Raw genomic sequence first — 26,195 nt, forward strand, 5'->3', positions numbered from 1 at the left:
AGGCGGGCACGATGGTCGTCAGGTGCGGCGGGCCCGTCACCGCCGCAAGCCATTGCGTCGCACCGACATACGACGATCCGTACATGCCGACCTTGCCATTCGCCCCCGGCAGGCCGGCAGCCCACTCGACGGTGTCGTAGCCGTCGGCCATGTCGTTGGTGAACTCGCTGAACACCCCGCCGGAACTGCCCTGGCCCCGAACATCTTGCACCACAACGAGATAGCACTGCGACGCGAACCAGTCCGGCGGCTGGTAGCGCTCCGGCGAGGTCTGTGCCCCGGACTTTCCGTACTGCGTCCGCATCAGCAGCACCGGTACGGGGTCGGCGGTCTTGGGACGGTAGACGTCGGCCCGCAGCACCACCCCGTCACGCATGGTGGCACCGACATCGCGCGAAGTCTCGACGGCGCACGGCCCACGACCGGCCGCAGCAGGGAATCGCGAAACCGGCTGGTTCGAGCCGCACGCAGCCAGCATCAGCACCATCGCGAGCGCTGTCCAGCGCATCAGTGAGCGCACCCCGCCACGCTATCGGGTGACCGCACGTCGCGCCGAAAGACGCGAAAACCCCCATTTCACGCGGGAAATGAGGGCTTCGCGAACGTCAGGAATCAGTAGCGGTAGTGCTCCGGCTTGTACGGGCCGTCGACGTCGACGCCGATGTACTCGGCCTGCTCCTTGCTGAGCTTGGTGAGCGTGCCGCCGAGAGCCTCGACGTGGATGCGCGCGACCTTCTCGTCGAGGTGCTTGGCCAGGCGGTAGACCTCGTTGTCGTACTCGTCGTTCTTGGTCCACAGCTCGATCTGGGCGATGACCTGGTTGGAGAACGAGTTCGACATCACGAACGACGGGTGGCCGGTGGCGTTGCCCAGGTTGAGCAGACGGCCCTCGGACAGCACGATGATCGACTTGCCGGTGTCACCGAAGGTCCACAGGTCCACCTGCGGCTTGATGTTCAGCTTGGTGGCGCCGGACTTCTCGAGCGCCGCCATGTCGATCTCATTGTCGAAGTGGCCGATGTTGCCCAGGATGGCCTGGTTCTTCATGGCCTTCATGTGCTCGAGCAGGATGATGTCGAAGTTGCCGGTGGCGGTGATGACGATGTCGGCGTCGGCGATGCCCTGCTCGACGGTGACGACGTCGAAGCCGTCCATCAGCGCCTGCAGCGCGTTGATCGGGTCGATCTCGGTGACGGACACCCGCGCGCCCTGGCCGGCCATCGACTCGGCACAGCCCTTGCCGACGTCGCCGTAGCCACAGATCAGCACCTTCTTGCCACCGATCAGCACGTCGGTGCCGCGGTTGATGCCGTCGATCAGCGAGTGGCGGGTGCCGTACTTGTTGTCGAACTTGCTCTTGGTGACCGAGTCGTTGACGTTGATGGCCGGGAACGCCAGCTCACCGGCAGCGGCGAACTGGTACAAGCGCAGCACGCCGGTGGTGGTCTCCTCGGTGACGCCCTTGACCGACTCGGCGATCTTGGTCCACTTGGTCTTGTCGTTCTCGAAGCCGTTGCGCACGAGCTCCAGGAAGACCTTCCACTCAGCCGAGTCGTCTTCCTCGGCCGGGGGCACGACGCCCGCCTTCTCCCACTGCGCACCGCGCAGCACCAGCATGGTGGCGTCGCCGCCGTCGTCCAGGATCATGTTGCACGGCTCGCCGTCCCAGGTGAGCATCTGCTCGGCGCACCACCAGTATTCCTCCAGCGTCTCGCCCTTCCAGGCGAACACCGGGGTGCCCTGGGGCTCCTCGACGGTGCCGTGCGGGCCGACGACGACGGCCGCGGCCGCGTGGTCCTGGGTGGAGAAGATGTTGCACGACGCCCAGCGCACCTCGGCACCGAGAGCGGTCAGCGTCTCGATCAGCACCGCGGTCTGCACGGTCATGTGCAGCGAGCCGGAGATGCGCGCGCCCTTGAGCGGCTGCACGTCGTGGTATTCGCGACGCAGCGCCATCAAGCCGGGCATCTCGTGCTCGGCGAGGCGAATTTCCTTGCGGCCGAACTCGGCCTCGGACAGGTCGGCGACCTTGTAGTCGATGCCGTTACGGACGTCTGCCTTCAGTTCCGTCATGGATTAGAGCCCCATTCATTTCGTTCTACTGGAGTGACCCCATGGCCTGCGGGCTCGCGGGACAGGCACCATGAACGTGGCTGGCGCGCTGACGGCTACGGGGTATCCCCACTACCGTAACGTTCGGCGAACGGCGTCATGAGCCGGGCCAGGTCAGCGGCCACATCGTGATCCGCTTCCGGCGGCATCGACACATAACTGATGGCCAGCCGGACGATCGCTCGGGCCAGCACTCCGGCGTCCTCGTCAGCGGTCCCCACCCAGCTGCCACGGAAGATGTCGGTCAGACGTGCCGAACAGTGCGAGATGATCGGCGCACTGTCGGTGGTGATGATCTGCAGCAGGTCCGGCTTGGCAACACCCGTCAGCAGCGAGATGACCAACGGGTCGGACGCTGATTCGGTGAAGAACATCCGGAAGCCCTGCAGGAACGCCGCGTGGATGTCACCGACGTTGTCATGGATGGCCTGCTCGACGGCGTCGACCAGACGGTCGGCGAGCCGCATCGCATAACCCTCGGCGAGGCCCTGCCGGGAGCCGAATTCGTTGTAGATGGTCTGCCGGCTGATTCCCGCCGCGCGGGCGACGTCGGACAGCGTGATCGACGACCAGTCCTTGGCCAGCAACAGCTCGCGCATGCCGTCCAGGATCGAGTGCCGCAGCAGAACGCGCGATGCCTCGGCGTACGGCACCCGCGGTGCCGCAGTGCGCGGCGCCGCGGGTCCGTCCGGTACTGAGGCCGCGGCGGTCACGACGCCACGACCTCCACCATGTCGAAGTCGGACTTGGCGGCGCCGCAGTCCGGGCAGCTCCAGTCCTCGGGGATGTCGGCCCAGCGGGTGCCGGGCGCGATGCCGTCCTCCGGCCAGCCCTTCTCCTCGTCGTACTCGAAGCCGCACTGCAGACACACGAACTTCTTGAACGGCTCGCTCATGAACTCACTCCTCCCTTGCCACTTCCCGTCGCTTCGCTCGCCAGGACCTCGAAATCGACCTTCTCGCGGACCGCGCAATCGGGGCAGCACCAATCGTCGGGAACATCGTCCCACGACGTGCCGGCCGGAAATCCTTCACGCGGAGCCCCTTTGGCGTCGTCGTAGACGTAGCCACAGCCCGGGCACTGGTACGCACTCATGCTCAGGCCACCCCGTACTTAGCCAGCACCTTGTCGCGCACCCGCGGGTGGATGTTGACCTTGGTGATGTCGCCGTCGTAGTGCTCGAGCACCCGGTGGTCCATCAACTTGCGCCACAGCGGCGGGATGTACGTCAGGCCGATCAGGGAGGCGTAGCCGCTCGGCAGGTTGGGCGCCCCGTCCAGACTGCGCAACGTCTGGTAGCGACGCGTCGGGTTGGCGTGATGGTCGCTGTGCCGCTGCAGGTGGTAGAGGAACAGGTTGGTGACGAGGTGGTCGGAGTTCCAGCTGTGCTTCGGAGCGCAGCGCTCGTAGCGGCCGCTCTCGGTCTTCTGCCGCAGCAGGCCGTAGTGCTCCAGGTAGTTCACCGATTCCAGCAGTGAGAAGCCGTACACCGCCTGGACAACCAGGAACGGGATGACCGCCGGCCCGAACACCGCGATCAGCGCACCGAAGAGCACGACCGACATCAGCCAGGAATTGAGGACGTCATTGCGCAGATAGGTCCGCGGATCCCAGGGGCTGCGGCCCAGTCGGCGGATGCGCTGTGCTTCCAGCTCCAACGAGGAACGGAGGCTGCCCCAGACGGTCCGGGGCAGGAACTCCCAGAACGTCTCGCCGAACCGACCCGACGCCGGATCCTCGGGAGTGGCGACGCGGACGTGGTGTCCACGATTGTGCTCGATGTAGAAGTGGCCGTAAAACGACTGCGCCAGAGTGATTTTCGCCAGCCAGCGTTCCAGCTCGTCCTTCTTGTGCCCCAATTCGTGGGCGGTGTTGATGCCGATACCGGCCAAGGCACCCACCGAGAGCGTGATGCCGATCTTGCCGACCCAGCCCAGTCCGCCCTCGAAGCCGAGCCAGCTCAGGTCATGCGCGGTGAACAGATAGGCGCCCGTGATCAGGGTGGCGTACTGGAACGGGATGTAGGCGTAGGTGCAGTAGCGGTAGTACTTGTCGTTCTCGAGGTGCACCATGACCTCATCCGGCGGGTTCTGCCCGTCCGGGCCGAACTTGAGGTCCAGCAGCGGAAGCACGATGTAGACCAGCAGCGGGCCGATCCACAACGGAATCTGTGCCGCGGTGTGCCAGCCGGCCTGATTCACCGCCCAGGTCACCGGCAGCATCACGAACCCCGCCGTCGGGGCAATCAGGCCCATGAGCCACAGATAGCGCTTGCGATCCCGCCACTGCTCGACGTTGACGTCGGATGCCTCAACTGACACTGGTCCACCTCCATTGGTCGGCCGACAATTCGTGGTCTTGACTATAGATCGCGTTTTGTCGCCGGTCTAGACAATGGAGGTGATTTTGTAAAACGGAGTTCGGCGGCGTCAGCCTCGGTAGAGGTCAGGCTCGATGTAGATGATGCGCGCGTTCGGCACCGCGGCGCGGATCGCCACCTCGGCGGCATCGATGGTCGCGGCGACGGTCTCCAGATCGGTCTCGGGGGCCAGCGCCACCTTCACACCGACCAGCATCTCCTCCGGCCCCAGGTACTGGGTGCGCAGGTGGATGACGCGGTCGACGTGCGCCGTCTGTTCCAGGGCGCCGCGGATGGCGCCGGTCTCGTCCACCGTCGCACCTTCACCGATCAGCAGGCTCTTCATCTCGACCATCAGCACCACCGCGATGACGCCGAGCAGCACACCGATGGCCGCGGTACCGATGCCGTCCCACACCGGGTCACCCGTCAGCATCGACAGGCCCACGCCGCCGAGGGCGAGAACCAGACCGATCAGCGCGCCGCTGTCCTCCAGCAGCACGACGGGCAGCTCCGGGTTACGCGAGGTGCGGATGAACCGCCACCAGCTGCCGGAACCCTTGAGCGGACGCGATTCCTTCACCGCGGTCCAGAAGCTGTAGCCCTCGAGGCCGATCGCCACGACCAGAATCGCGACGGCGACCACGGGCGAGGACAGTGGCTCCGGGTGGCTGATCTTGTGGTAGCCCTCATACAGCGCGAACACCGCGCCCAGGCTGAACAGCACCAGCGCCACCACGAACGAGTAGAAGTAGCGGCTGCGCCCGTAGCCGAACGGATGCAGATGGTCGGCGTCCTTGCGCGCCTGCCGCTGCCCCCACAGCAGCAGACCCTGGTTGGACGTGTCCGCCAGCGAGTGCACCGACTCCGCGAGCATCGACGAACTGCCCGTGATCAGGAAGCCGACGAACTTCGCCGCCGCGATCCCGGCATTGGCCAACAGCGCCGCAATGATCGCGCGCGCACTCCCCGAGGCCGACATGACCTGCCCTTTCGTAGATTGGTTAGATGCCCACCGTCGCACGGAACACCGTCGACGGCTCGTCGGCCACCAGCCGCACGGGACCCTCCCCGGCGGCGATCCAGACCGCGGCCCCCTTGTTCAGGGTCAGCTCGCCGCCCGCGGAATGCACCTGCACCCGGCCTTGCGTGCCCAGCAGAATCTGCGGGCCGGCGTGCCCCTTGGGCACCTCGACCGCAGTGCCCAGCCGATCCTCACCGATGCGCAGGATCGACACCGCGAACTCCGGTGCGGGAGTGTCGAAAACCTCCTCGACACCGTCATCGGCCGGCCGTGGATGGATCGGCCCGCCGTCCGTCGGGGTGAAGTCGAGCACCCTGAGCAGTTCCGGTACATCCACGTGCTTGGGCGTCAGACCACCGCGTAATACGTTGTCGGAGTTGGCCATGACCTCGAACCCGATGCCGTGCAGGTAGGCGTGCAGGTTACCGGCGGGGAGGTAGATGCCCTCCCCCGCGACCAGGCTGATGCGGTTGAGCAGCATGGCGGCCAGCACCCCGGCATCGCCCGGGTACCGCTCGCCGAGTTCGAGCACGGTCTTGGCCTCGGCCGCGAATTCGGTTGCACCCGAACGGATGTAGTTCACCGCACCGTCGAGGACGGACGGCACCAGCACGTCGAGGTCAGGCTGCGGCAGGGTGATCCAGGTGGTGAACACCGCACGCAGTCCGGCGGCGTCCGACTGGCCGGCCAGCAGGTTGATGTACGGGTCGAGATCCGACACCGCCAGGGCCCGCATCAACGCCACGGTGCGGGCCACCGGCCGGAACCCGGCAAGCGCCTCGAACGGACCCAGGGCCACGATCAACTCGGGCTTGTGGCTGCGATCCCGATAGTTGCGATTACGAGCGTTGACGGCAATGCCCTGGCGCTCTTCACGATTGAACCCCTCCGCGGCCTGCTCCGCACTGGGGTGCGCCTGCAGCGACAGTGGTTCGTCGGCGGCCAGCACCTTCGCCAGGAACGGCAGCGCGTCGCCGAACCGGGCCTGCACCTCGGGCCCCAGCTCGCCGACCGGATCGGCCCGGATGACCTCCAGCAGCGACACCTCCCCGTCGGCCGTCTCCAGCCGCGCCGGGTCGCCCGGGTGCGCCCCCAGCCACAGTTCGGCCTCGGGATGTGCTGTGGGACTGGGTCTTCCGGCGAAATCGGCCAGGGCGGTACGCGATCCCCAGGCGTAGTTCCGCACCGCGCCTCGTAGCAGATGCACTATGTCTGACCTCGAACCAGTTTCAGGTACACGGCCGTCATCTCCAGCCGGACCGCCAGCATCGCGATCTGTTGTTCCAAGCGACTGCCCGGCACCTGCAGCCCTGCGTCGGGCACGTCATCGGCGCTGAGCACGTCGACATCGCCACCGAGCGCGTCCATCCTGGCGATCACGCCGGGGCGCTCCTCGTCGGCACACAGCACCACGGTGCGGACCCGGGCCGGCACGGGCCCGTCGATCTCGGGGTCGTGGAAAAGTGAATCCTCGTAAGACATTTCGACGGTCTGCCGGCCCAGCCCGCCGTGCAACGCCACCAGCGCGTCGGCGCCGCCGGTCGCGGTCACCAGTTGGTGGGCCACCCGCAGCAGCACCGTCGCGGCATGACGGACCAGCGCCAGCATCGCGGCGCCCTCACCGGCCAGCACCACCTGCCGGCCGGACATCCGCTCGGCCAGGTTCTTGGCCGGGTTGGTGAAAATCTCGCGGGCCGCGCTGTTGCGCAGGGCCTCGGCGTCCAGTTCGTCGGCCAGCGCATCGAGGTCGATGCGCAGCGCGGGGTCGACGACCATCATCGTGGCGAGCCCCGCGGCCAGGTAGCGGGTGAGACCGAAGTCGTCGGGCACCGACAGCCGCGGCGGCAGCACCACCGCACGACCGGCGGCGGCATCGCGCAGCGGACCGTCGTTGGGCGCCACCACGATCACCCGTGCTCCCCGGCGGACCCCGGTGGCGACCGCGGTCACCAGCGCCGGATCGGCGGCGTCGTCTCCGGCCACCACGACGACGTCGAGCGCGCCGATCCACGGCGGCACGTCAGGGGTGACCACGAGCGGGATCGACGACGACCCACCCAGCGCCGCGGCCAGCACGGCCCCCGCCGCACCGGGCGCGCCGGACGCCCCACGGCCGCACACCCAGGTGACGGTCCGCGGCCGCTGATCCGAGCGCAGGTCGTCGAGTTCGCCTTCTGTGAGTGCCGCGGCGACCGCACGAGTCTGCGCGCCGGCCATCGACGCCGCTCGCAGCAGGCCGTCGCGATCGGCGGCGATCAGACCGTCGACATCATCGAGGTCCAGGGTCGCCGGGGCGGCACTCATGGCAGCGACCCACTACTGGTCGCGATCTGTGCCGCGATGTGGTCGACGATCTGGTCGACCTCCTCGCGGGTGCGCGATTCGACGTTGAGTCGCAGCAGCGGCTCGGTATTGGAGGTGCGCAGGTTGAACCAGCGGCCGTCGCCGAGGTCGACGGTCACGCCGTCGAGTTCGTCGGTCGAGGCGATCTCGTTGCCGTACGACGTGAGGACAGCCTGGACACAGGCCGGCGCGTCGGCGACGGTGAAGTTGATCTCGCCGGACGCCTCATAACGCTGGTACTTGGCCATCAGCTCCGACAGCGGCCGGTCCTGTTCCCCGAGCGCCGCCAGCACGTGCAGCGCGGCCAGCATGCCGGAGTCGGCACCCCAGAAATCGCGGAAATAGTAATGCGCCGAATGCTCGCCGCCGAAGATCGCGTTGCTCTCGGCCATCAGCGCCTTGATGTACGAGTGGCCGACGCGCGAGCGCACTGCCGTGCCGCCGCGCTCGGCGATCAGCTCGGGCACCGCCCGCGAGGTGATCAGGTTGTGGATGACGGTGGCGCCCGCTTCCCGCGCCAGCTCACGGTCGGCGACCAGCGCCGTCACCGCCGACGGCGACACGGGGTCACCCTTCTCGTCGACGACGAAGCAGCGGTCGGCGTCGCCGTCGAAGGCCAGGCCGATGTCGGCACCGTTCTCGACGACGTGCTTCTGCAGATCCACCAGGTTGGCCGGGTCCAGCGGGTTGGCCTCGTGGTTGGGGAACGTGCCGTCGAGCTCGAAGTACAACGGCAGCAACGAAATCGAGGAGACGGTGCCCAGCACCTCGGGCGTGGTGTGACCGCCCATGCCGTTTCCGGCGTCGACCGAGACCCGCAGCGGACGCAGCGCCGACACGTCGACCAGCGAACGCAGGAAGGCGCCGTACTCGGCAAGTACGTCACGGTCCTCAATGGTGCCTGCGGCGCCGTCGTAGCCGGGCACCCCGTCGATGACCTCATTGCTGATGTCGGTGAGACCGGTGTCCTTACCCACGGGCTTGGCGCCCGCGCGGCACAACTTGATGCCGTTGTACGCCGCCGGGTTGTGACTGGCGGTGAACATGGCCCCTGGGCAGTCCAGCAGACCGGAGGCGAAGTAGAGCTGATCGGTCGACGCCAGCCCGATGCGGACCACGTCCAGACCTTGCGCCGTGACACCGCCGGCGAACGCCGCGGCCAGTGACGGTGAGCTCGGCCGCATGTCGTAACCGACCGCGACCCGGGTGGCGCCCTCGGCGCGCATCAACCGGCCGAACGCACCGCCGACGTCGGCGACGAAGGACTCGTCGATCTCCTCGCCGACCAACCCGCGTACGTCATATGCCTTGATGACGCGCTGTACAGAGGCAGCAGGCCGAGACATAGCCCTCCCGATGTCGTCGTTCGCAGACCACTTCATACCGAGGGTCTGTGACAGTCAGCCTATCGGCTGGCCCATCTGCCCGGGGACGGTCGGTGGGGTTCGGTAGGACTTGAGCCGTTAACTCTCAGGCGGATCCGGCAACACCCGCAGATGGCCACGCCGCCGTCCGTTGTGTTGCGTGCGCGGCGCGGGCGGGGCCATGACGGTGCCGCCATGGGCACCGGCCTGGCTGCCGGGCAACGGATCGGTGAAACCCGTTGGGATGCCACCGCGGGATGGCGAGTCGCGACCTTCCCGCACCGCGTCGGCGAGCGCGACGAGGTCGTCGTCGTCCGACGGTGTGGGCAGCGGACCGGCGTGGCGGACCAGCTCCCACCCCCGCGGCGCGGTGATGCGGCTGGCGTGCGAGACGCACAGGTCCCACGAATGCGGCTCCGACGCGGTGGCCAACGGACCTACGACTGCCGTGGAATCCGAATAGACAAACGTCAGCGTCGCCACGGCGTAGTGCGGGCAACCTGGCCGGCAGCAGCGACGGGGAACATTCACTCGGCGAGATTATCGCGCCGCCGACGCGCCCACTGCCGGACACGCGCGTCGCGGGCACGTCGATCTCCAACCGTTACTATCGGCCGATGGCCCACTCGCGTGTGCGCCGCCGTCGCGGCATGCGCGGCCCGCTACTCCCCCCGACCGTTCCCGGATGGCGCAGTCGCGCCGAGCGATTCGACATGGCGGTCCTCGAGGCCTACGAACCCATCGAGCGCCGGTGGCGCAATCGGGTGTCCGGACTCGACGTCGCCGTCGACGAGATTCCGCGGATCTCCCCCAAGGATCCCGATGCCATCCAGTGGCCGCCCGAGGTGATCGCCGACGGGCCGGTGGCGCTGGCGCGGCTCATCCCGGCCGGCGTGGACGTTCGGGGTAATTCGACACGGGCGCGAATCGTCTTGTTCCGCAAGCCCATTGAACGGCGGGCGAAGGACTCCGTTGACCTCGCCGACCTTCTGCACGAAATTCTCGTGGCGCAGGTAGCCACTTATCTCGGCGTTGAACCGTCGGTGATCGACCCGACCATCATTGACGACTAGTCGGTCGATCTACCCGCGGTGTGTCAGATGACGCCGCGCTTGATCCGCCGGCGCTCGCGCTCCGACAGACCGCCCCAGATGCCGAAGCGCTCGTCGTGCGCCAAGGCGTACTCGAGGCACGCGTCGCGCACCTCGCAGCCCTGGCAGATGCGCTTGGCTTCGCGGGTCGAGCCACCCTTCTCAGGGAAGAAGGCCTCGGGGTCGGTTTGCGCGCACAGGGCACGCTCCTGCCACTGGTCTTCCGTGAGCTCGGGTTCGTTGTCGATGTGATCGGGCACCAGACTCAGCTGCGGCCGTCCGGCGACGACGTGCTGAACGGGTCCGGTGTTCGTGTGCGGTGCGGTCCCAACAGAGCCGAGCATCCGCCCGTCGAATTGCACCACGTGATCGAAATCTGCGTGTTCGTAAGACATTTGCCGCCTCCTCCCCTGCTTTACGTAGTTCTCAAAACGGAGTCCAACTACTTGCCCTGCGTGCCGTGAGTGGCGAACAATATTCGAACAAACGGTCGAATCTCGGTCTGCTGCACCGGAACCGGTAAACAAACCGGGAATGACACTGTTGTGATTACACACGGGTTAGCTGCCACGGTCAAGCGGATGAAGCGCATTTCCTACCATCTTGTGACCTGATTACGGCGCGTCGTTACCGCGGCGTGTCGCGATAGTGACCAATAACACGCTGCCGCACAACGTAGTTGGAAATGGCGATAACTGATGCGGCTGTTACTCAAGTGAATACTGAGGTTTTAAGTTTGCTGCGCGCCAAATTGCCGTCCGGGCGCGTCATTCCGCCCGCGCGTCATCGCCTAGGGTGAGTCGACGTGAAGGTGACGGTTCTGGTCGGTGGCGTCGGCGGCGCTCGGTTTCTGCTCGGCGTCCAGAAACTGCTGGGGTTGGGTCAATTCGCCGAACCCGGTGCGGACCCCTCGCCGCACGAGCTCACCGCGATCGTCAATGTCGGCGACGACGCCTGGATGTTCGGCGTCCGCATCTGCCCCGACCTCGACACCTGCATGTACACCCTCGGCGGGGGTATCGACCCCGAACGCGGCTGGGGACACCGCGACGAGACCTGGCATGCCAAGGAAGAGCTCGCGGCGTACGGCGTGCAACCGGACTGGTTCGGGCTCGGCGACCGCGACCTGGCCACGCACCTGGTGCGCAGCCAGATGCTGCGGGCCGGCTACCCGCTGTCCCAGGTGACCGAGGCGTTGTGCGACCGCTGGCAGCCCGGCGCCCGGCTGCTGCCCGCCAGCGACGACCGCAGCGAAACCCACGTGGTGGTAACCGATCCCGAATCGGGCAATCAGCGCGCCATCCACTTCCAGGAATGGTGGGTGCGCTACCGCGCCCAAATCCCCACCCACAGCTTCGCGTTCATCGGCACCGAGAAGGCAAAGGCCGCACCGGGAGTCGCCGACGCCATCGCCGGCGCCGACGTCGTGCTGCTGGCCCCCTCGAATCCGGTCGTCAGCATCGGCTCGATCCTGGCGGTGCCCGGCCTGCGCAGCGCGCTGCGGTCCACCCCGGCACAGGTGGTCGGGTATTCCCCCATCGTCGCCGGAAAGCCGTTGCGCGGGATGGCCGATGACTGCCTCAAGGTGATCGGCGTCGACAGCACGTCGGAGGCCGTGGGCACGCACTACGGCGCCCGCAGCGCGACCGGCATCCTCGACGGCTGGCTCATCGACGAGGGTGACCACGCCGAGATCGACGGGGTGAACGTCAAAGCCGTACCGCTGCTGATGACCGATCCGGCGGCGACGGCCGAGATGGTCCGGGCCGGACTGCAACTCGCCGGAATCCAGCTGTGACTGAACATGGGGCCGCGGCCGCCGTCGAAATCCTTCCGGTGCCGGGGCTTCCCGAGTTCCGGCCCGGTGACGACGTGGCCGCCGTCATCGCCGCCGCCGCCCCCTGGCTGCGCGACGACGACGTGCTGGTGGTCACCAGCAAGGTGCTGTCGAAGTCCGAGGGCCGGATCGTCGCCGCGCCGACCGACCCCGACGAACGGGACGCCCTGCGGCGCAGGCTGATCGACGACGAGGCCGTGCGCGTGTTGGCCCGCAAGGGCCGCACCCTGATCACCGAGAACGCCATCGGGCTGGTCCAGGCGGCGGCCGGCGTCGACGGATCCAACGTCAGCACAACCGAATTGGCGCTACTGCCGGTCGACCCCGACGGCAGCGCGGCCCGGCTGCGGGCCGGCCTGGCCGAGCGGCTCGGCGTGACCGTCGGCGTCGTCATCACCGACACCATGGGCCGGGCCTGGCGCAACGGGCAGATCGATGCCGCCATCGGCGCCGCCGGACTGGCCGTGCTGCACGGGTATTCCGGCGTCCAGGACACCCACGGCAACGAGCTGCTGGTGACCGAGGTGGCCGTCGCCGACGAGATCGCGGCCGCCGCCGACCTGGTCAAGGGCAAGCTGACCGGCATCCCGGTCGCCGTGGTGCGGGGCCTGTCACCGCGCGACGACGGCTCGAACGGCCGGACCCTGGTGCGCGCCGGTCAGGACGATCTGTTCTGGCTGGGCACCGAGGAAGCACTGGCACTGGGCCGCAGGCAGGCGCAGTTGATGCGCCGTTCGGTGCGCACCTTCAGCGCCGAGCCCGTGGCACCGGAACTCATCGAGGACTCCGTGGCCGAGGCGCTCACCGCGCCCGCACCGCACCACACCCGCCCGGTCCGGTTCGTCTGGGTGCAGGACCACGACACCCGAATCCGCTTGCTGGACCGCATGAAAGACAAGTGGCGCACCGACCTGACCGCCGATGGGCGGCCCGCCGACTCCGTCGACCGGCGTGTGGGCCGCGGCCAGATTCTGTACGACGCACCGGAATTCGTCATCCCGTTCCTGGTCCCCGATGGCGCACACAGCTATCCGGACGCGGCCCGTACCGAAGCCGAGCACACCATGTTCACCGTCGCGGTTGGCGCGGCCGTGCAGGGACTCCTGGTGGCCCTGGCGGCGCGCGACGTCGGCAGCTGCTGGATCGGGTCGACGATCTTCGCCGGCGACATCGTGCGCGCCGAGCTCGAGCTGCCGGCCGACTGGGAACCGTTGGGCGCCATCGCCATCGGCCACTTCCCGGAGAGCGATGAGCCCCGTCGGCCACGGCCGCCGGTGCCGACCGACGAACTGCTGATCCGGCGATGAGCGACTCGCTGCACGATTCGGTGTTGACCGCGCTGCACGACTGGCCGGCGCCCGACGCCGATCAGGACACCCTCCGGCACGCCGTCGCGGCGTTCGTCGCGGCCCGCCCCGACGCCTGCCGGCGCGCCTGCGTACCCGGCCACATCACCGCGTCGGCGCTCGTACTCGACCACACCCGGACCAAGGCGTTGCTCACCCTGCACCCGCGGTTGGGCCGCTGGGTGCAGCTGGGTGGGCACTGCGAGGACGTCGACACCGACATCCGCGCCGCGGCACTACGCGAGGCGACCGAGGAATCCGGCATCACCGGACTGCAGATCGCCGAGTTGCCCGCGGCGTTGCACGTCCACGCGCTGACGTGCTCGCTGGGCGTCCCGACGCGGCATCTCGACGTGCAATATCTGGCTGTCGCGCCGCAGGACGCCGAAATTCACTGCAGCGATGAGTCACTGGATCTGCAGTGGTGGCCGCTGGACGCGCTGCCGGACCCGGACCCGGGTCTGCAGCGGCTCGCGCGGGCCGCTCAGACGTCCGTGGAGTAGCGAATACCGCCGTCGGGGATGGTGACCCCCGGCCACACCCGCGCACCGCGCAGCAGCTCGCAGCGGGCGCCGATGTTGGCGCCGTCGCCGATGACGCCGTCACGGATCAGCGCCCGCGGGCCGATCCGGGCGCCGAACCCGACGATGGACCGCTCGATCACCGACCCGGCCTCGATCTTGACGCCGTCGAAGATCACCGCACCGTCCAGCCGGGCGCCGGCGCCGATCTCCGCGCCGCGGCCCACCACTGTCCCGCCGATCAGCAGCGCACCGGGCGCCACCGCGGCACCCTCGTGCACCAGGCTCTCGCCGCGGTGCCCGTCGAGTACCGGCGACGGTGCGATACCGCGCACCAGATCCGCTGAGCCACGGACGAAGTCGTCGGGCGTGCCCATGTCACGCCAGTAGCTGGCGTCGACGTAACCGCACACCTTGAAACCGTCGGACAACAGCTTCGGGAACACCTCGCGTTCGACCGATACCTCACGGCCGGTGGGGATCTCATCGATCACCGCACGCTGGAACAGATAGCAGCCCGCGTTGATCTGATCGGTCGGCGGGTCCTGCGTCTTCTCCAGGAACGCCGTCACCACGCCCTCGGAATCGGTTGGCACACAACCGAACGCGCGCGGGTCGCTCACCCGCACGAGGTGCAGCGTGACGTCGGCCTGCCGCTCGCGGTGGCTGGCGACCATCGCACCGAGATCCAGCCCGGAGAGCACGTCACCGTTGAACACCATGGCGGTCGGGTGGCGCAGCTTGGGCGCCACGTTGGCGATACCGCCACCGGTGCCCCGGGCCTCCTCCTCGACCACGTACTCGATCTCCAGGCCCAGCTTGGAGCCGTCGCCGAATTCCGCCTCGAAGACCTCGGCCTTGTACGAGGTACCCAGCACCACATGGCGGATACCCGCGGCCGCGATCCGGGCGAGCAGGTGGGACAGGAACGGCACTCCCGCCGTCGGCAGCATCGGCTTGGGCGCCGAGAGGGTCAGCGGGCGCAGCCGGGTGCCCTGCCCACCCACCAGGATGACCGCGTCGACGTCAACCGGATTCACCGCGTCACTCAACTCGCGTCCTTTCAAGCCTCGAGGTCATCGCCGGTAGCCTAGTTCGCCCGACGGCGCTTGCGCCTGGAATTGCCCACCACCGCGCGTTCGCGCGCGTTCAGCGCCGACTTGATGGTCCACCGCAGCGGGGCCTGCCACCAGTGCGGATGCCGGTCGGCAAGGAATGTATAGGTACTGCGGTGGTGCGCGGCCAGATTGCGGGCCGGGTCCCGTCCTGTGGAATGTCCCTTGTCGTGCAGGATTTCGGCGGCCGGGACGTACACGTTCTGCCAGCCTGCGTGCGCCAGCCGGTCCCCGAGGTCGACGTCCTCCATGTACATGAAGTAGTTCTCGTCGAATCCGCCGATCTGCCGGAACGCCTTGGTGCGCAACAACAGACACGAGCCCGACAACCAGCCGACGGCGCGTTCACTGGGCTCCAGCCGGTCCTGGCGGTAGGCCGCCGTCCACGGGTTGGATTTCCAGAACGGGCCCACCACGGCATGCATGCCGCCGCGGATCAGGCTCGGCTGATGCCGCGCCGACGGATACACCGAGCCGTCGGGGTCACGGATCAGCGGGCCCACGGCGCCGGCCGCCGGCCACCGTGCCGCCCCGGCGAACAACTCGTCGATGCTGTTGGGCCCCCACTGCACATCGGGGTTGACCACGACGAAGAACTCCTGGTCGACGATGCTGTCGGGCGTGTCGAGGTAGGCCGACACGGCACGGTTCACCGCGGTGCCGTAGCCGAGGTTGCCACCGGTACGGAATAACTCGACGTCGGCGTAGCGCTCCAGGGCGGCCTCGGGCGCGCCGTCGGTCGATCCGTTGTCGGCCATCACCACCAGCAGGCGGCGTTCCGTCGCGTGGGCCAGCGTCTTCAGGAAACGGTCCAGATGCGCGCCGGGTGAATACGTCACCGTCACCACGAGCAGCGGGCGATCCGATTGCGGTACGGATGGCTGCTCGATCACGGCCTAGAGGTTAGCGGGCCGACGGCCGTACCCGCACCAGGGTGTGACCCGCCGAACCCCGGGCTACCGGCCACGGCAAGCGCTCACCAGTAGCCTGTCCTGGTGCCAGGTCGACTGTTCCGCATCCTCGCCGTCATGACGACGGTGCTCGTGATGGTGGGCACCGGCGTGGCCTGGAGCAGCCTGCGTTCGCTGGAATCCGGCATCAACCGCATCAGCACCGCGGCCCTCGGCGGCGGGGGCGACGACGGTGCCGTCGACATCCTCCTGGTGGGTATGGACAGCCGTACCGACGCGCACGGAAATCCCTTGTCAGAGGAAGAACTCGCGACGCTGCGCGCCGGCGACGACGTGTCCACCAACACCGACACCATCATCCTGGTGCGCATCCCCAACAACGGGCGCTCGGCCACCGCCATCTCCATCCCGCGCGACTCCTATGTGCAGGCGCCGGGGCTGGGCAAGACCAAGATCAACGGTGTCTTCGGTCAGGTGAAGCTCGAGAAGATGAAGGAACTCGTCGAGGAGCAGGGTGAGGACGCCGCCACCGCCGAGCCGAAAGCCGTCGAGGCCGGCCGCGAGGCGCTCATCAAAACCGTGGCAAAGCTCACAGGCGTGACCGTCGATCACTACGCCGAGGTCGGGTTGCTGGGCTTCGCCTTGATCACCGACGCCCTCGGCGGCGTCAACGTGTGTCTGAAGAACGCCGTCGACGAACCGTTGTCGGGCGCCAACTTCCCGGCGGGCTGGCAGAAACTCAACGGCCCGCAGGCCCTGAGCTTCGTGCGGCAGCGGCACGATCTGCCCCGCGGCGACCTGGACCGGGTGACGCGCCAGCAGGTCTTCATGGCGTCGCTGGCGCACGACATCATCTCCGGGCAGACGCTGTCCAGCCCCAGCACCCTGAGCCGGCTCCGCAGCGCCGTGCAGCGGTCGGTGGTGCTGTCCGATGGTTGGGACATCATGGATTTCGTCCAGCAGATGCAGAAGCTGGCGGGCGGCAACGTCGCGTTCGCCACCATCCCGGTGCTCGCCGAGGACGGCTGGAGCGACGACGGCACCCAGAGCGTCGTGCGCGTCGACCCCGCACAGGTGCAGCAGTGGGTGGCCGGTCTGCTGCAGGACCAGGCCGAGGGCAAGACCGAGAAGCTCGCGTACACCCCCGGCAACACCACCGTCGACGTCGTCAACGACAGTGACATCAACGGACTGGCCGCGGCGGTGTCGGAGGTCCTCACCGAAAAGGGCTTCGTCGCAGGCAAAGTCGGCAACAACGAGGCCGACCACGTGACGTCGAGCCAGATCCAGGCCGCGAAGTCCGACGACCTCGGAGCCAAGGCCATCGCCGAACAGCTGGGCAATCTGCCGGTGGTGGAGAACGCCTCCGTGCCGAGCGGCGCGGTGCGGGTCGTGCTTTCGCACGACTACGCGGGCCCTGGTTCCGGCCTGGACGGCGGTAGCCACACCGTGACGCAATCCGCCTCCGACACCACCGATTCCGGCACCACCACCCAGGTCCCGCCGTCACCCATCATCACCGCGGGCGCGGCCGACCCCAAGTGCGTGGACTGACCGTGACCAACCTGTCCAGCGCGATCCTCGACCCGTTGCTGCGTGACGACCCGGCCGGGCCGCGCATCACCTACTACGACGATGCCACCGGCGAGCGCATCGAGCTGTCGGCGGTGACACTGAGCAACTGGGCCGCCAAGACCGCCAACCTGTTGCGTGACGAACTCGGCGCAGGTCCGGGCAGCCGGGTCGCGGTGCTGCTGCCCGCGCACTGGCAGACGGCCGGCGTGTTGTTCGGCATCTGGTACATCGGCGCGGAAGTCTTGCTGAAAGACACAGCCGGAGAATCGATCCCATCCGGCTGCGATATCGCGCTGTGCACGGCCGATCGCATCGACGCGGCCGACGAGACCGGTGCAGGCGAAGTCGTCGTACTGTCGCTCGATCCGTTCGGCAAGCCGGTCCCCGACCTACCGATCGGCGTCACCGACTACGCGACATCCGTTCGGGTGCACGGCGATCAGATCGTGCCCGAACGGAACCCTGGTCCGGCCCTGGCCGACCGCTCGGTCGACGATGTCCTCGCCGCGGCCCGCAACGGTGCGGCGGCAAAGGGATTCACCACCGGCACCCGGCTGCTGTCGACGGCCGCGTGGGGCAGCCCAGACGAACTCGTCGCCAATCTGCTGACGGTGTTCGCCGGCGGCGCCTCCCTGGTGCAGGTGGCCAACCCCGACGCGGGCGCGTTGGAGCGGCGCCGCGCGACGGAGAAGGTCACTGCCGACCTGTAGCGCCTGACGTCAGCGCAGCAGGGCGCGGGACATCACGACCCGCTGAATCTGGTTGGTGCCCTCGTAGATCTGGGTGATCTTGGCATCGCGCATCATGCGCTCCACCGGGAAGTCCACGGTGTAACCGGCACCGCCGAACAACTGCACGGCGTTGGTGGTCACCTCCATCGCCACATCCGAGGCGAAACACTTCGACGCCGCCGAGATGAAGCCCAGGTTGCCCTCACCACGCTCGGCGCGGGCCGCGGCGTTGTAGACCATCAGGCGGGCCGCCTCGGTCTTCATCGCCATGTCCGCGATCATGAACTCGACACCCTGGAACTGGCTGATCGCCTTGCCGAACTGCTTGCGGTCCTTGGTGTAGGCGATCGCGGCGTCCAGTGCACCCTGCGCCACACCGACGGCCTGCGCACCGATGGTCGGACGGGTGTGATCCAGCGTCGCCAGCGCGGTCTTGAAGCCCGTGCCCGGCTCGCCGATGATGCGGTCACCCGGGATGCGGCAGTTCTCGAAGTACAGCTCGGTGGTCGGCGAACCCTTGATGCCGAGCTTGCGCTCCTTGGGGCCGATGGAGAAGCCCTCGTCGTCGATGTGCACCATGAACGCCGAAATGCCGTTGGCGCCCTTGTCGGGGTCGGTCACGGCCATCACGGTGTACCAGCTCGACTTGCCACCGTTGGTGATCCACGCCTTGGCGCCGTTGAGGATCCAGTCGTCACCGTCGGCCTTGGCGCGCGTGCGCATCGCTGCGGCATCGCTGCCGGCCTCCCGCTCAGACAGCGCATAAGAAGCAAGCGCGCCATCAACCAAATCGGGCAGCACCTTGCGCTTGAGATCGTCGGAGCCGTTCAGGATCAGGCCCATGGTGCCGAGCTTGTTGACCGCGGGGATCAGCGACGCCGACACGTCGACCCGGGCCACTTCCTCGATGACGATGCAGGCGGCGACCGAGTCCGCGCCCTGGCCACCGAATTCCTCGGGCACGTGCACGGCGTTGAAGCCCGACGCGGTCAGCGCGTCACTGGCCTCCTGCGGGAACCGGGCCTGCTCGTCGACCTCGGCGGCAAACGGGGCGATCTCCTTCTCGGCCAGGGCCCGGATGGCGGCACGCAGCTCCTGATGCTCTTCCGGCAGCTGAAACAGATCGAATGACGGGTTACCGATAGACATTGATGGCTCCTTGCCTGCCCATGTGGCGAGATGCGGGGTGCTACTCGCCGGTAACTTTACCGCCCCTGACCCGACACCTTCTGCAGCCCACGGACCAGCTCGCGGTAAGTGCGGTGATAGACGGTGCGCAACGTCTCGCTGCGGCGCAGCACGTCGACGGCCGTCACGGGGCCCAGCAGCAGCACCGGGTGCCCGGCGAAAACCGAGGTGGTGTGCTGGATGCGGGCCGAGCGGTGTGCCGCCGATTCGAGTTCGGCCTGGTAGTAGTCGCAGAACTCCGGCTGGGTGAAGAACACCTTGTTGAAGCCGATCGCGAACGGGGCCAGGCCGGCGCCGTCATCGAGATACTTGAGCGTGCCCACCGCCACGCCGGGCCAGAACTCGTTGAAGACGTCGTCGGCGATGACGATGCCGCCGTCGGCCAGGGTCGCCTCGGCCAGCTGCATGTCGCTGTAGACGATCTCCTCGGTGTGGCCACCGTCGACGCTGAAGAACCGGACGGGCCCGCCGGCCTCCTCCAGCAGCACCTCGGGGGTCAGCTTCGTGGAGTCACCCTGGTGGATCACCACGCTGTCCATGGACGACCAGACGTCGACGTTGCTGGTGAACTTCGCCAGATCACCGGCCCCGGAACCGTCGATGTTGAGGTCCTGGTCGCCGAAAATGTCGATGGCAACGGACTTTTCGTCGTCCCGCTGCAGCAGGTTCAGGCCGATGAACAGCTTGCCGTGGTGCACGCCGATCTCGGCGACCGCGCCGCCGACGGACCTGGCCCGCTGGGCCTCGTCCAGCGCACCGGCGACCAGGAGCACCTCCGGCTCCATGAATCCCGTGACGAGTTTGTGGCCGACGCTGCGGTACCGCGCGAATGAAGATTTCATCGATCGTGAGCTTACTTGCCCAGCAACCGATTCCGTAGCGCCTCGTCCTTGTCGAGCACCATCTGCTCCAGGTCCGCCTGGAAGCGCTGCATCCGGGCCCGCAGCGCGGCATCGGCCGACCCCAGGATGCGTACCGCCAGCAGGCCCGCGTTGCGCGCGCCGCCGATCGACACCGTGGCCACCGGCACGCCGGCGGGCATCTGCACGATCGACAGCAACGAGTCCATGCCGTCGAGGCGGGCCAGCGGCACCGGAACCCCGATCACCGGCAGCGGAGTGGCCGACGCCACCATGCCGGGCAGGTGCGCGGCGCCACCGGCGCCGGCGATGATCACCTCGACGCCGCGGTCCGCGGCGGACTTGGCGTAGTCGAGCATGCGCTGCGGCGTGCGGTGCGCCGACACCACGCCGACCTCGAACGGCACCTCGAACTCGGCGAGCGCGGTGGCCGCGTCCTCCATCACCGACCAGTCGCTGTCACTGCCCATGATCAGGCCGACCCGGGGGCCTCCCGCGCGTTCACTCATGTCCACTCCATCCGTCGGTCCACTCAGCGTGCGACAACCAATGCGCGGCCCGGACGGCGCGCTCGCGCACGTCGGCCACGTAGTCCTCGTCGTCGAGCGAGCCGCCCGGCGCGCCGACGATGTTGACGTGACCGATCTTGCGGCCAGGCCGCTCCCCCTTGCCGTACAGGTGCACCCGGGCCTCGGGCAGCCGGCCGAACAGGTGGTGCAGGCGCTCGTCCATCGTCATCGCCGGCTGAGTCGGCGCGCCGAGCACGTTCGCCATCACCGTCACCGGCGCCAGCGGTGCCGTCGACCCCAGCGGGTAGTCCAGGACCGCGCGTAGGTGCTGCTCGAACTGGCTCGTCGTCGCGCCGTCCATGCTCCAGTGCCCGGAGTTGTGCGGCCGCATGGCCAGCTCGTTGACCACCAGGTCACCGTCGACCGTCTCGAAGAGCTCGACCGCCAGCACGCCGACCACACCGAGCTCATCGGCGATCCGCAGCGCGAGCTGTTCGGCCGCCGTCGCCACCGCGGCGTGCAGCTGCGGCGCCGGCGCGACGACCTCGACGCAGATGCCATCCTCCTGGACGGTGTGCACGACGGGCCAGGACGCACCCTGACCGAATGGCGACCGCGCGACCAGCGCCGCGAGCTCGCGTTTCAAATCGACGCGCTCCTCGAGCAGCACTGCGACGCCGTCGGCCAGATAGCGCTCGGTCACCGCGCGGGCGTCGGCGAGGTCGCGCGCCAGCGTGACACCGCGGCCGTCGTAGCCGCCCCGAGCGGCCTTGACCACGATCGGACCGCCGATCCGCTCGGCGAACGCGTCGACGTCGGCCACCGAGGTCGCCTCGGCGAACCGCGGGATCGGTGCCCCGAGTTCGGCTAGCTTGTGCCGCATCACCAGCTTGTCCTGGGCGTGGATCAGCGCCTGCGGGGGCGGAGCGACGTTGACGCCGTCGGCCACCAGCGCCTCCAGCAGCGGTCCCGGCACGTGCTCGTGGTCGAAGGTCAGGGCCGACGCGCCCTCCGCGACGCGGCGCAGCGCAGCGAGGTCGGTGTGCTCGCCGAGCACCACGTCGGGTGTGACCTGCGCCGCGGACTCGCCCGGCGACGTCGCCAGGACCCGCAGGGTCTGGCCGAGCGCGATCGCCGCCTGATGGGTCATCCTGGCGAGCTGACCGCCTCCGATCATCGCCACGACTGGGGGTGCGTTCACGACGCCCATGTTGTCATGGGCCGTCGGCGTCCCCGGCTACCGCCACCTGCGCGGGTACACGTTCACCGCCTTGTTTCCGTAGACTCGCTCCTTGTGTCTTTCACCGATGCCACCATCGCGCGGCTTCCCCGTGTGGTCCGGCCCTTCGCCGAGAGGCACCACGAGCTCATCAAGTTCGCGATCGTGGGTGGTACCACCTTCATCATCGACTCCGCGATCTTCTTCACGCTGAAGCTGACCGTCCTCGAACCGAAGCCCGTCACGGCGAAGATCATCGCCGGCGTCGTGGCCGTGATCGCGTCGTACATCCTGAATCGCGAGTGGAGCTTCCGCGACCGCGGCGGCCGTGAGCGCCATCACGAGGCGCTGCTGTTCTTCGGAGTCAGCGGCGTCGGCGTCGTGCTGGCGATGGCACCGCTGTGGATCTCGAGCTACGTGCTGCTGCTGCGGGTGCCCGAGGTGTCGCTGTTCACCGAGAACCTCGCCGACTTCGTCTCGGCGTACATCATCGGCAACCTGCTGCAGATGGCGTTCCGTTTCTGGGCGTTCCGTCGGTGGGTGTTCCCCGACGAGTTCGCGCGCAACCCGGAGAAGGCGATCGAGGCGACGCTCACCGCCGGTGGCATCGCCGAGGTCCTCGAGGACGAGTTCGAGGAGAGCCAGCAGCGCCGGGCACCGTGACTCCCCTGCGCCCGCGGCGCCCCGATCAGCTGGGCGACTCGTCCGACCCCAGGGTGTCGAAGACCTCGTGATACAGCAGCGAGTGCACGCGTTCCACTAGGGGAATGTCGTGGAACTCGAGGGGATCCTGGCTCGCCGACTCGATCAGCAGCGTCCCCGTGCGCAGCATGCGGTCCAGCAGCCCGTGGCGGAACTCGACGCTGTTGATGCGCGCCAGCGGGATGTCGATGCCGGAGCGTGTCAGCAGTCCGTGCCGGAACATCACCCGGCGGTCGGTGATGACGAAATGCGTTGAGCGCCAATTGAGAAACGGCCAGATGGTCAGCCAGCCGATGACGACGAGCCACACCGCGGCGATGACGCCGAGCACGACGTTGGTGGCAACCGGACTCCAGCCGGCGTTGTAGACCACCGCCGCGCCGAAGGCCGCCAACGCCGTCGCCAGGAGCAGCACGAGTACCGGACCGATCAGCCGCTTCCAGTGCGGATGACGGTGCAGAACCACCCGCTCGTCGGCCGCCAGGACGTTCTCCGGATACCCCACGGGTGCGACTCTAACGGTCAGACGGGGCGCAGATGCACGATGTCGCCGGCGGACACCACGCTGACGTCGGCACCCGTGGCGATACGCAGCCGACCGAACTCGTCGACGCCGACCGCGTCCCCGACCACCTCGCGATCACCGGGAAGCGTTGCACGGACCCGTGCCCCTATCGTCAGGCTGTGTCGGCCGTAGTCGGCGATGAGGTCCTCGCTCACGGGCTCACGCAGCCGCGCGCACCACCGCGTGACACCCTCGACGAGGGCGATCACCAGATCGTGCCGAGTGCACGCGCCGCCGAGGAGATTGAGCGCCGTAGCGTTCGGGTCCGGTAGTGCATCGGCCGGAAACGCGACGTTGACCCCGACTCCGACGACGATGGACGGCGCGGGGGACGTCGAGGGCACCTCGGCCAGGATCCCCGCCACCTTGCCCGCTGCCGGCGGCGTGGCCAACACGTCGTTTGGCCATTTCAGCCCGACGCCGGCACCGGCTGCGGCGGCGGCTTCGCAGACGGCGATCCCCGTCAGCAGGGGCACCCAGCCCCACGAATCGCGAGGCACTCCGTCGACGTCGACACCGATCGACATCGCGAGTTGACTGCCCGCGCCCGATGTCCAGGAGCGCCCGTTACGGCCCCGGCCCGCGGTCTGACTCTCCGCAACGAGAACGACGCCGCGCAGGTCCTCCCCCGCGGCCGCTCGCGCCACGAGATCGGCATTCGTGGAACCGGTTTCCGCGACGACGTCGACCCTGCTGGCGACCCCGCTGAGCGCCTCACTCAGCGCGGCCGCGTCGAGCCGCTCCATCGTCAATACGCGCCGGAGTGACCGAGCATCGCGTGGAACGTCTTCGTCACGATGACCAAGTCGGAGGTCATCGACCAGTTCTCCACGTAGAAGAGGTCCAACCGGACCGACTCCTCCCATGAGAGGTCGGACCGCCCGCTGACCTGCCACAGTCCGGTGATGCCCGGCCGCACCAGCAGCCGTCGCTTCACCTCGTGGTCGTAGGACTCGACCTCACGCAGCAGCGGGGGTCGCGGCCCGACGACACTCATGTCGCGGAGTACCACGTTGATGAACTGCGGGATCTCATCCAGGCTGTATCGCCGCAGTACGCGACCCAGCGACGTCACGCGGGGGTCGTCGCGCATCTTGAAGAGCACGCCCCCGACGCTCTCGTTGAGGTCGGCGAGGTCGTCGACCTGCTTGTCGGCGTCGACCACCATTGTGCGGAACTTGATCATCCGGAACGGCTTGCCGTCCAAACCGATTCGTTCGGACAGGTAGAACACGGGACCGGGGCTCGTCAGCTTGATCGCGATCGCGATCAGCAGCAGCAACGGAGCCGTCACCGTCAGGACGAACAGCGAGAAGATGACGTCGAATGCTCGCTTCTCGAAGCGCTTCGTCCCGTTGTACTGCGGCTTCTCGACGTGAATCAATGGAAGACCCGCCACCGGGCGCATCATCAGACGGGGGCCGGCGACGTCGGCCATTCCCGGCGAGATCACGAGATCGACGTCGAGCTTCTCCAGGTCCCAGGACAAGTCGCGAATACCACCGGGCCCGAGGTGCTCGGTCGCCGTCAGGGCGACGGTGTCGGCCGAGGTCTGCTCGACCGCCCGGACCACGGACTTCTCGTTCCCGTACACCGGAATCTGGCCCACCTTGGGGATCTCGAGAACATCGCGCGAGTATCCGCCGGTGATGCACGCACCCACGACCTCGTAACCCGACTCGCCCATGCGGGCCATGGACTGCGCAAGCCCGCGCACGGCCCGCACGTCGCCGACGGCGACGACCGGCGTGACGTACGCCCCGTGCTTACGGCGCGCGGTCACCACGAAGCGGCGGGCGATCATGCGGCACAGGATCAGCCCGACGATGCCGAGGGGCAGGGCGATCGCGAGGTAGCCTCGGGCGATCTCGAGTTTGAGCAGCATCGACACGATCGCGATCCCGCTGAACACGCTGAGCGTGGCGACCACGACCCGGCGGTACTCCTCGGCGCCCTCGCCGACGACCCTCGGCGACCGCGTGCGGCATACGGCGAGCGCCAGCAGCCAGCCGATGATGACGAGCGAGGACACGACGGGATAGTCGAGCACCGCGTAGCCGGTCACCGGGAGCACGTTGAAACGCAGCCAGTACGCGACGCCGACCGCGAAGACGACGACGATGGTGTCGCCCACCACGAGCTTGCGTGCGTAACCGGAACGCCACTGCCGACTGGGCCGCACGACGGTCGTCGTGCTGGTCGCGACTGTCGGGCTCTTCCAATCAGCGGCAGGCGGCGCGGTGTCCACCGATGGCACGTTGATCAATTGAGTGCTCCCTATGTTTGCTATTGGCAAACCAATAAAGTTCCCGACTCCGCTTGCTCGCCGAGCGAAACAATACATGACAACCGGCGTTCGCACACCTTGCGGCAAAGGATCTGCCGCGAGACCCGACAGCCGCCGGGCATCCGCAAAGGGCCCGGTCGACGCAGGTCGACATACGTCCGAGCGCGCTCGTACCGGCAAATTGTCGACGACCAGCGGAAAAGCCGTCGCGGTATCTACACATGCGTCAATCTCACAGGTTGGCGCATGTCCCACCGCAAACGACTACCCCCGGATTACGTGTATGCTGCAGGCGGTTGCCGCTACGGCAAATGGCGGCACCGATGGTCAGCTGGTTACAGGCCTTTCACGAGACTTCGCAAAGAATTGCCCCGCGTCGCCGTGAATAGTGTCGGAGCCCACTTCCGGTATCCTTTGCGTCGCCGGGGAAACATCCGATAGACCAAGACAACGTCCGAATGACCAATAGTTGGGTGGGGGGATTGAGGGCTCTTCATGATTGAGGGTGTAGAACGGTCAGCTGCTGTCGGCCTGTG

At 67.8% G+C, this 26,195-nt stretch carries 27 protein-coding genes and 1 pseudogene; 7 read left to right on the forward strand and 21 right to left on the reverse strand.

Annotated elements, in window-relative coordinates; genetic code table 11:
* The 11 genes from EB75_RS17070 to EB75_RS17120 form a co-directional block, all read right to left on the reverse strand.
* A partial coding sequence (locus EB75_RS17070; RefSeq protein ID WP_168176061.1) for a CocE/NonD family hydrolase occupies positions 1-487 on the reverse strand: 487 nt, incomplete at its 3' end.
* A gap of 125 nt (positions 488-612) precedes the next feature.
* Positions 613-2,073 (reverse strand): adenosylhomocysteinase, encoded by a 1,461-nt coding sequence (gene ahcY / locus EB75_RS17075; protein ID WP_073696539.1) that lies wholly within the window; start codon positions 2,071-2,073, stop codon positions 613-615.
* Between the two features lie 95 nt (positions 2,074-2,168).
* The gene (gene alkX, locus EB75_RS17080; RefSeq protein WP_073696540.1) at positions 2,169-2,825 is read right to left on the reverse strand and encodes a TetR family transcriptional regulator AlkX; all 657 of its coding nucleotides are present in this window, start codon (positions 2,823-2,825) and stop codon (positions 2,169-2,171) included.
* Entirely contained in the window at positions 2,822-3,007 is a 186-nt protein-coding gene (locus tag EB75_RS17085) for a rubredoxin (RefSeq protein WP_020102918.1), read from the reverse strand. The genes alkX and EB75_RS17085 overlap by 4 nt, the downstream gene beginning before the upstream one ends.
* Positions 3,004-3,207, reverse strand: a complete 204-nt coding sequence (locus tag EB75_RS17090) for a rubredoxin (protein ID WP_073696541.1) — start codon at positions 3,205-3,207, stop codon at positions 3,004-3,006. The genes EB75_RS17085 and EB75_RS17090 overlap by 4 nt, the downstream gene beginning before the upstream one ends.
* 2 nt (positions 3,208-3,209) lie before the next feature.
* Entirely contained in the window at positions 3,210-4,433 is a 1,224-nt protein-coding gene (locus EB75_RS17095) for an alkane 1-monooxygenase (protein ID WP_073696542.1), read from the reverse strand.
* A gap of 108 nt (positions 4,434-4,541) precedes the next feature.
* Positions 4,542-5,453: a cation diffusion facilitator family transporter gene (locus EB75_RS17100; RefSeq protein ID WP_073696543.1), complete on the reverse strand. Its 912-nt coding sequence runs from the start codon at positions 5,451-5,453 to the stop codon at positions 4,542-4,544.
* A gap of 22 nt (positions 5,454-5,475) precedes the next feature.
* Positions 5,476-6,702 carry a mannose-6-phosphate isomerase, class I gene (manA, locus tag EB75_RS17105; RefSeq protein WP_073696544.1) on the reverse strand — a complete coding sequence of 409 codons (1,227 nt, stop codon included), beginning with the start codon at positions 6,700-6,702 and terminating at the stop codon, positions 5,476-5,478.
* Positions 6,702-7,799, reverse strand: a complete 1,098-nt coding sequence (locus EB75_RS17110; protein WP_073696545.1) for a TobH protein — start codon at positions 7,797-7,799, stop codon at positions 6,702-6,704. Before EB75_RS17110 ends, manA begins: the two co-directional genes overlap by 1 nt.
* Positions 7,796-9,184 carry a phosphomannomutase/phosphoglucomutase gene (locus tag EB75_RS17115; protein ID WP_073696546.1) on the reverse strand — a complete coding sequence of 463 codons (1,389 nt, stop codon included), beginning with the start codon at positions 9,182-9,184 and terminating at the stop codon, positions 7,796-7,798. Before EB75_RS17115 ends, EB75_RS17110 begins: the two co-directional genes overlap by 4 nt.
* A 117-nt stretch (positions 9,185-9,301) precedes the next feature.
* Positions 9,302-9,733 carry a DUF3499 domain-containing protein gene (locus EB75_RS17120; protein WP_073696547.1) on the reverse strand — a complete coding sequence of 144 codons (432 nt, stop codon included), beginning with the start codon at positions 9,731-9,733 and terminating at the stop codon, positions 9,302-9,304.
* Between the two features lie 119 nt (positions 9,734-9,852).
* On the opposite strand from EB75_RS17120, the gene EB75_RS17125 reads away from it, so the two are divergent.
* Positions 9,853-10,275 carry a metallopeptidase family protein gene (locus EB75_RS17125; RefSeq protein WP_073696558.1) on the forward strand — a complete coding sequence of 141 codons (423 nt, stop codon included), beginning with the start codon at positions 9,853-9,855 and terminating at the stop codon, positions 10,273-10,275.
* A gap of 23 nt (positions 10,276-10,298) precedes the next feature.
* Here the strand turns inward: EB75_RS17125 and EB75_RS17130 are convergent, their stop codons facing one another.
* Positions 10,299-10,562, reverse strand: a complete 264-nt coding sequence (locus EB75_RS17130) for a WhiB family transcriptional regulator (protein ID WP_174557686.1) — start codon at positions 10,560-10,562, stop codon at positions 10,299-10,301.
* A 536-nt stretch (positions 10,563-11,098) separates the two neighbouring features.
* Between EB75_RS17130 and cofD the strand changes: the two genes are divergently transcribed.
* The 3 genes from cofD to EB75_RS17145 are packed head-to-tail and all read left to right on the forward strand — an operon-like array spanning position 11,099 to position 13,979.
* Positions 11,099-12,091: a 2-phospho-L-lactate transferase gene (cofD, locus tag EB75_RS17135; protein WP_073696548.1), complete on the forward strand. Its 993-nt coding sequence runs from the start codon at positions 11,099-11,101 to the stop codon at positions 12,089-12,091.
* Positions 12,088-13,437 (forward strand): coenzyme F420-0:L-glutamate ligase, encoded by a 1,350-nt coding sequence (locus EB75_RS17140; RefSeq protein WP_073696549.1) that lies wholly within the window; start codon positions 12,088-12,090, stop codon positions 13,435-13,437. Before cofD ends, EB75_RS17140 begins: the two co-directional genes overlap by 4 nt.
* Complete coding sequence (locus EB75_RS17145) at positions 13,434-13,979, forward strand: NUDIX hydrolase (RefSeq protein WP_073696550.1); 546 nt, start codon at positions 13,434-13,436, stop codon at positions 13,977-13,979. Before EB75_RS17140 ends, EB75_RS17145 begins: the two co-directional genes overlap by 4 nt.
* On the opposite strand, the gene manB is transcribed toward EB75_RS17145, so the two are convergent.
* Both manB and EB75_RS17155 read right to left on the reverse strand, forming a co-directional pair.
* Positions 13,961-15,037: a mannose-1-phosphate guanylyltransferase gene (gene manB / locus EB75_RS17150; RefSeq protein WP_020102906.1), complete on the reverse strand. Its 1,077-nt coding sequence runs from the start codon at positions 15,035-15,037 to the stop codon at positions 13,961-13,963. The genes EB75_RS17145 and manB overlap by 19 nt on opposite strands.
* A gap of 50 nt (positions 15,038-15,087) precedes the next feature.
* Positions 15,088-16,005 (reverse strand): glycosyltransferase family 2 protein, encoded by a 918-nt coding sequence (locus tag EB75_RS17155; RefSeq protein WP_073696551.1) that lies wholly within the window; start codon positions 16,003-16,005, stop codon positions 15,088-15,090.
* Between the two features lie 135 nt (positions 16,006-16,140).
* On the opposite strand from EB75_RS17155, the gene EB75_RS17160 reads away from it, so the two are divergent.
* Together EB75_RS17160 and EB75_RS17165 are read left to right on the forward strand one after the other, a co-directional pair.
* Positions 16,141-17,577 carry an LCP family protein gene (locus tag EB75_RS17160; RefSeq protein WP_174557687.1) on the forward strand — a complete coding sequence of 479 codons (1,437 nt, stop codon included), beginning with the start codon at positions 16,141-16,143 and terminating at the stop codon, positions 17,575-17,577.
* Positions 17,578-17,579: 2 nt separating this feature from the next.
* A complete protein-coding gene (locus tag EB75_RS17165) occupies positions 17,580-18,308 on the forward strand; it encodes a TIGR03089 family protein (protein ID WP_135355358.1) in 729 nt (242 codons plus the stop codon).
* A 9-nt stretch (positions 18,309-18,317) separates the two neighbouring features.
* On the opposite strand, the gene EB75_RS17170 is transcribed toward EB75_RS17165, so the two are convergent.
* From EB75_RS17170 to EB75_RS17185, 4 genes are read right to left on the reverse strand one after another with little or no spacing between them, the layout of a single operon-like run.
* The gene (locus EB75_RS17170) at positions 18,318-19,478 is read right to left on the reverse strand and encodes an acyl-CoA dehydrogenase (RefSeq protein WP_073696554.1); all 1,161 of its coding nucleotides are present in this window, start codon (positions 19,476-19,478) and stop codon (positions 18,318-18,320) included.
* A 56-nt stretch (positions 19,479-19,534) separates the two neighbouring features.
* On the reverse strand, positions 19,535-20,359 hold the full coding sequence (locus EB75_RS17175; protein WP_061000759.1) for a class I SAM-dependent methyltransferase: 825 nt from the start codon (positions 20,357-20,359) through the stop codon (positions 19,535-19,537).
* Positions 20,360-20,370: 11 nt separating this feature from the next.
* On the reverse strand, positions 20,371-20,886 hold the full coding sequence (gene purE, locus EB75_RS17180) for a 5-(carboxyamino)imidazole ribonucleotide mutase (protein ID WP_061000797.1): 516 nt from the start codon (positions 20,884-20,886) through the stop codon (positions 20,371-20,373).
* Positions 20,879-22,096, reverse strand: coding sequence for a 5-(carboxyamino)imidazole ribonucleotide synthase (locus EB75_RS17185; protein ID WP_073696555.1), 1,218 nt, complete (start codon positions 22,094-22,096; stop codon positions 20,879-20,881). The genes purE and EB75_RS17185 overlap by 8 nt, the downstream gene beginning before the upstream one ends.
* Positions 22,097-22,180: 84 nt before the next feature.
* Here EB75_RS17185 and EB75_RS17190 point away from each other — a divergent pair.
* Positions 22,181-22,839: pseudogene (locus tag EB75_RS17190) on the forward strand (GtrA family protein).
* On the opposite strand, the gene EB75_RS17195 reads toward EB75_RS17190, so the two are convergent.
* The 3 genes from EB75_RS17195 to EB75_RS17205 are packed head-to-tail and all read right to left on the reverse strand — an operon-like array spanning position 22,794 to position 25,716.
* A complete protein-coding gene (locus EB75_RS17195) occupies positions 22,794-23,312 on the reverse strand; it encodes a PH domain-containing protein (RefSeq protein WP_073696556.1) in 519 nt (172 codons plus the stop codon). The pseudogene EB75_RS17190 and the gene EB75_RS17195 overlap by 46 nt on opposite strands.
* 17 nt (positions 23,313-23,329) lie before the next feature.
* Positions 23,330-24,124, reverse strand: coding sequence for a biotin--[acetyl-CoA-carboxylase] ligase (locus EB75_RS17200; RefSeq protein WP_502689381.1), 795 nt, complete (start codon positions 24,122-24,124; stop codon positions 23,330-23,332).
* Positions 24,121-25,716 (reverse strand): sugar transferase, encoded by a 1,596-nt coding sequence (locus EB75_RS17205; RefSeq protein ID WP_083612367.1) that lies wholly within the window; start codon positions 25,714-25,716, stop codon positions 24,121-24,123. The genes EB75_RS17200 and EB75_RS17205 overlap by 4 nt, the downstream gene beginning before the upstream one ends.
* Positions 25,717-26,195: the final 479 nt, after the last annotated feature.

This window comes from Mycobacterium sp. ST-F2, assembly GCF_001905655.1.
Taxonomy (GTDB): Bacteria; Actinomycetota; Actinomycetes; order Mycobacteriales; family Mycobacteriaceae; genus Mycobacterium.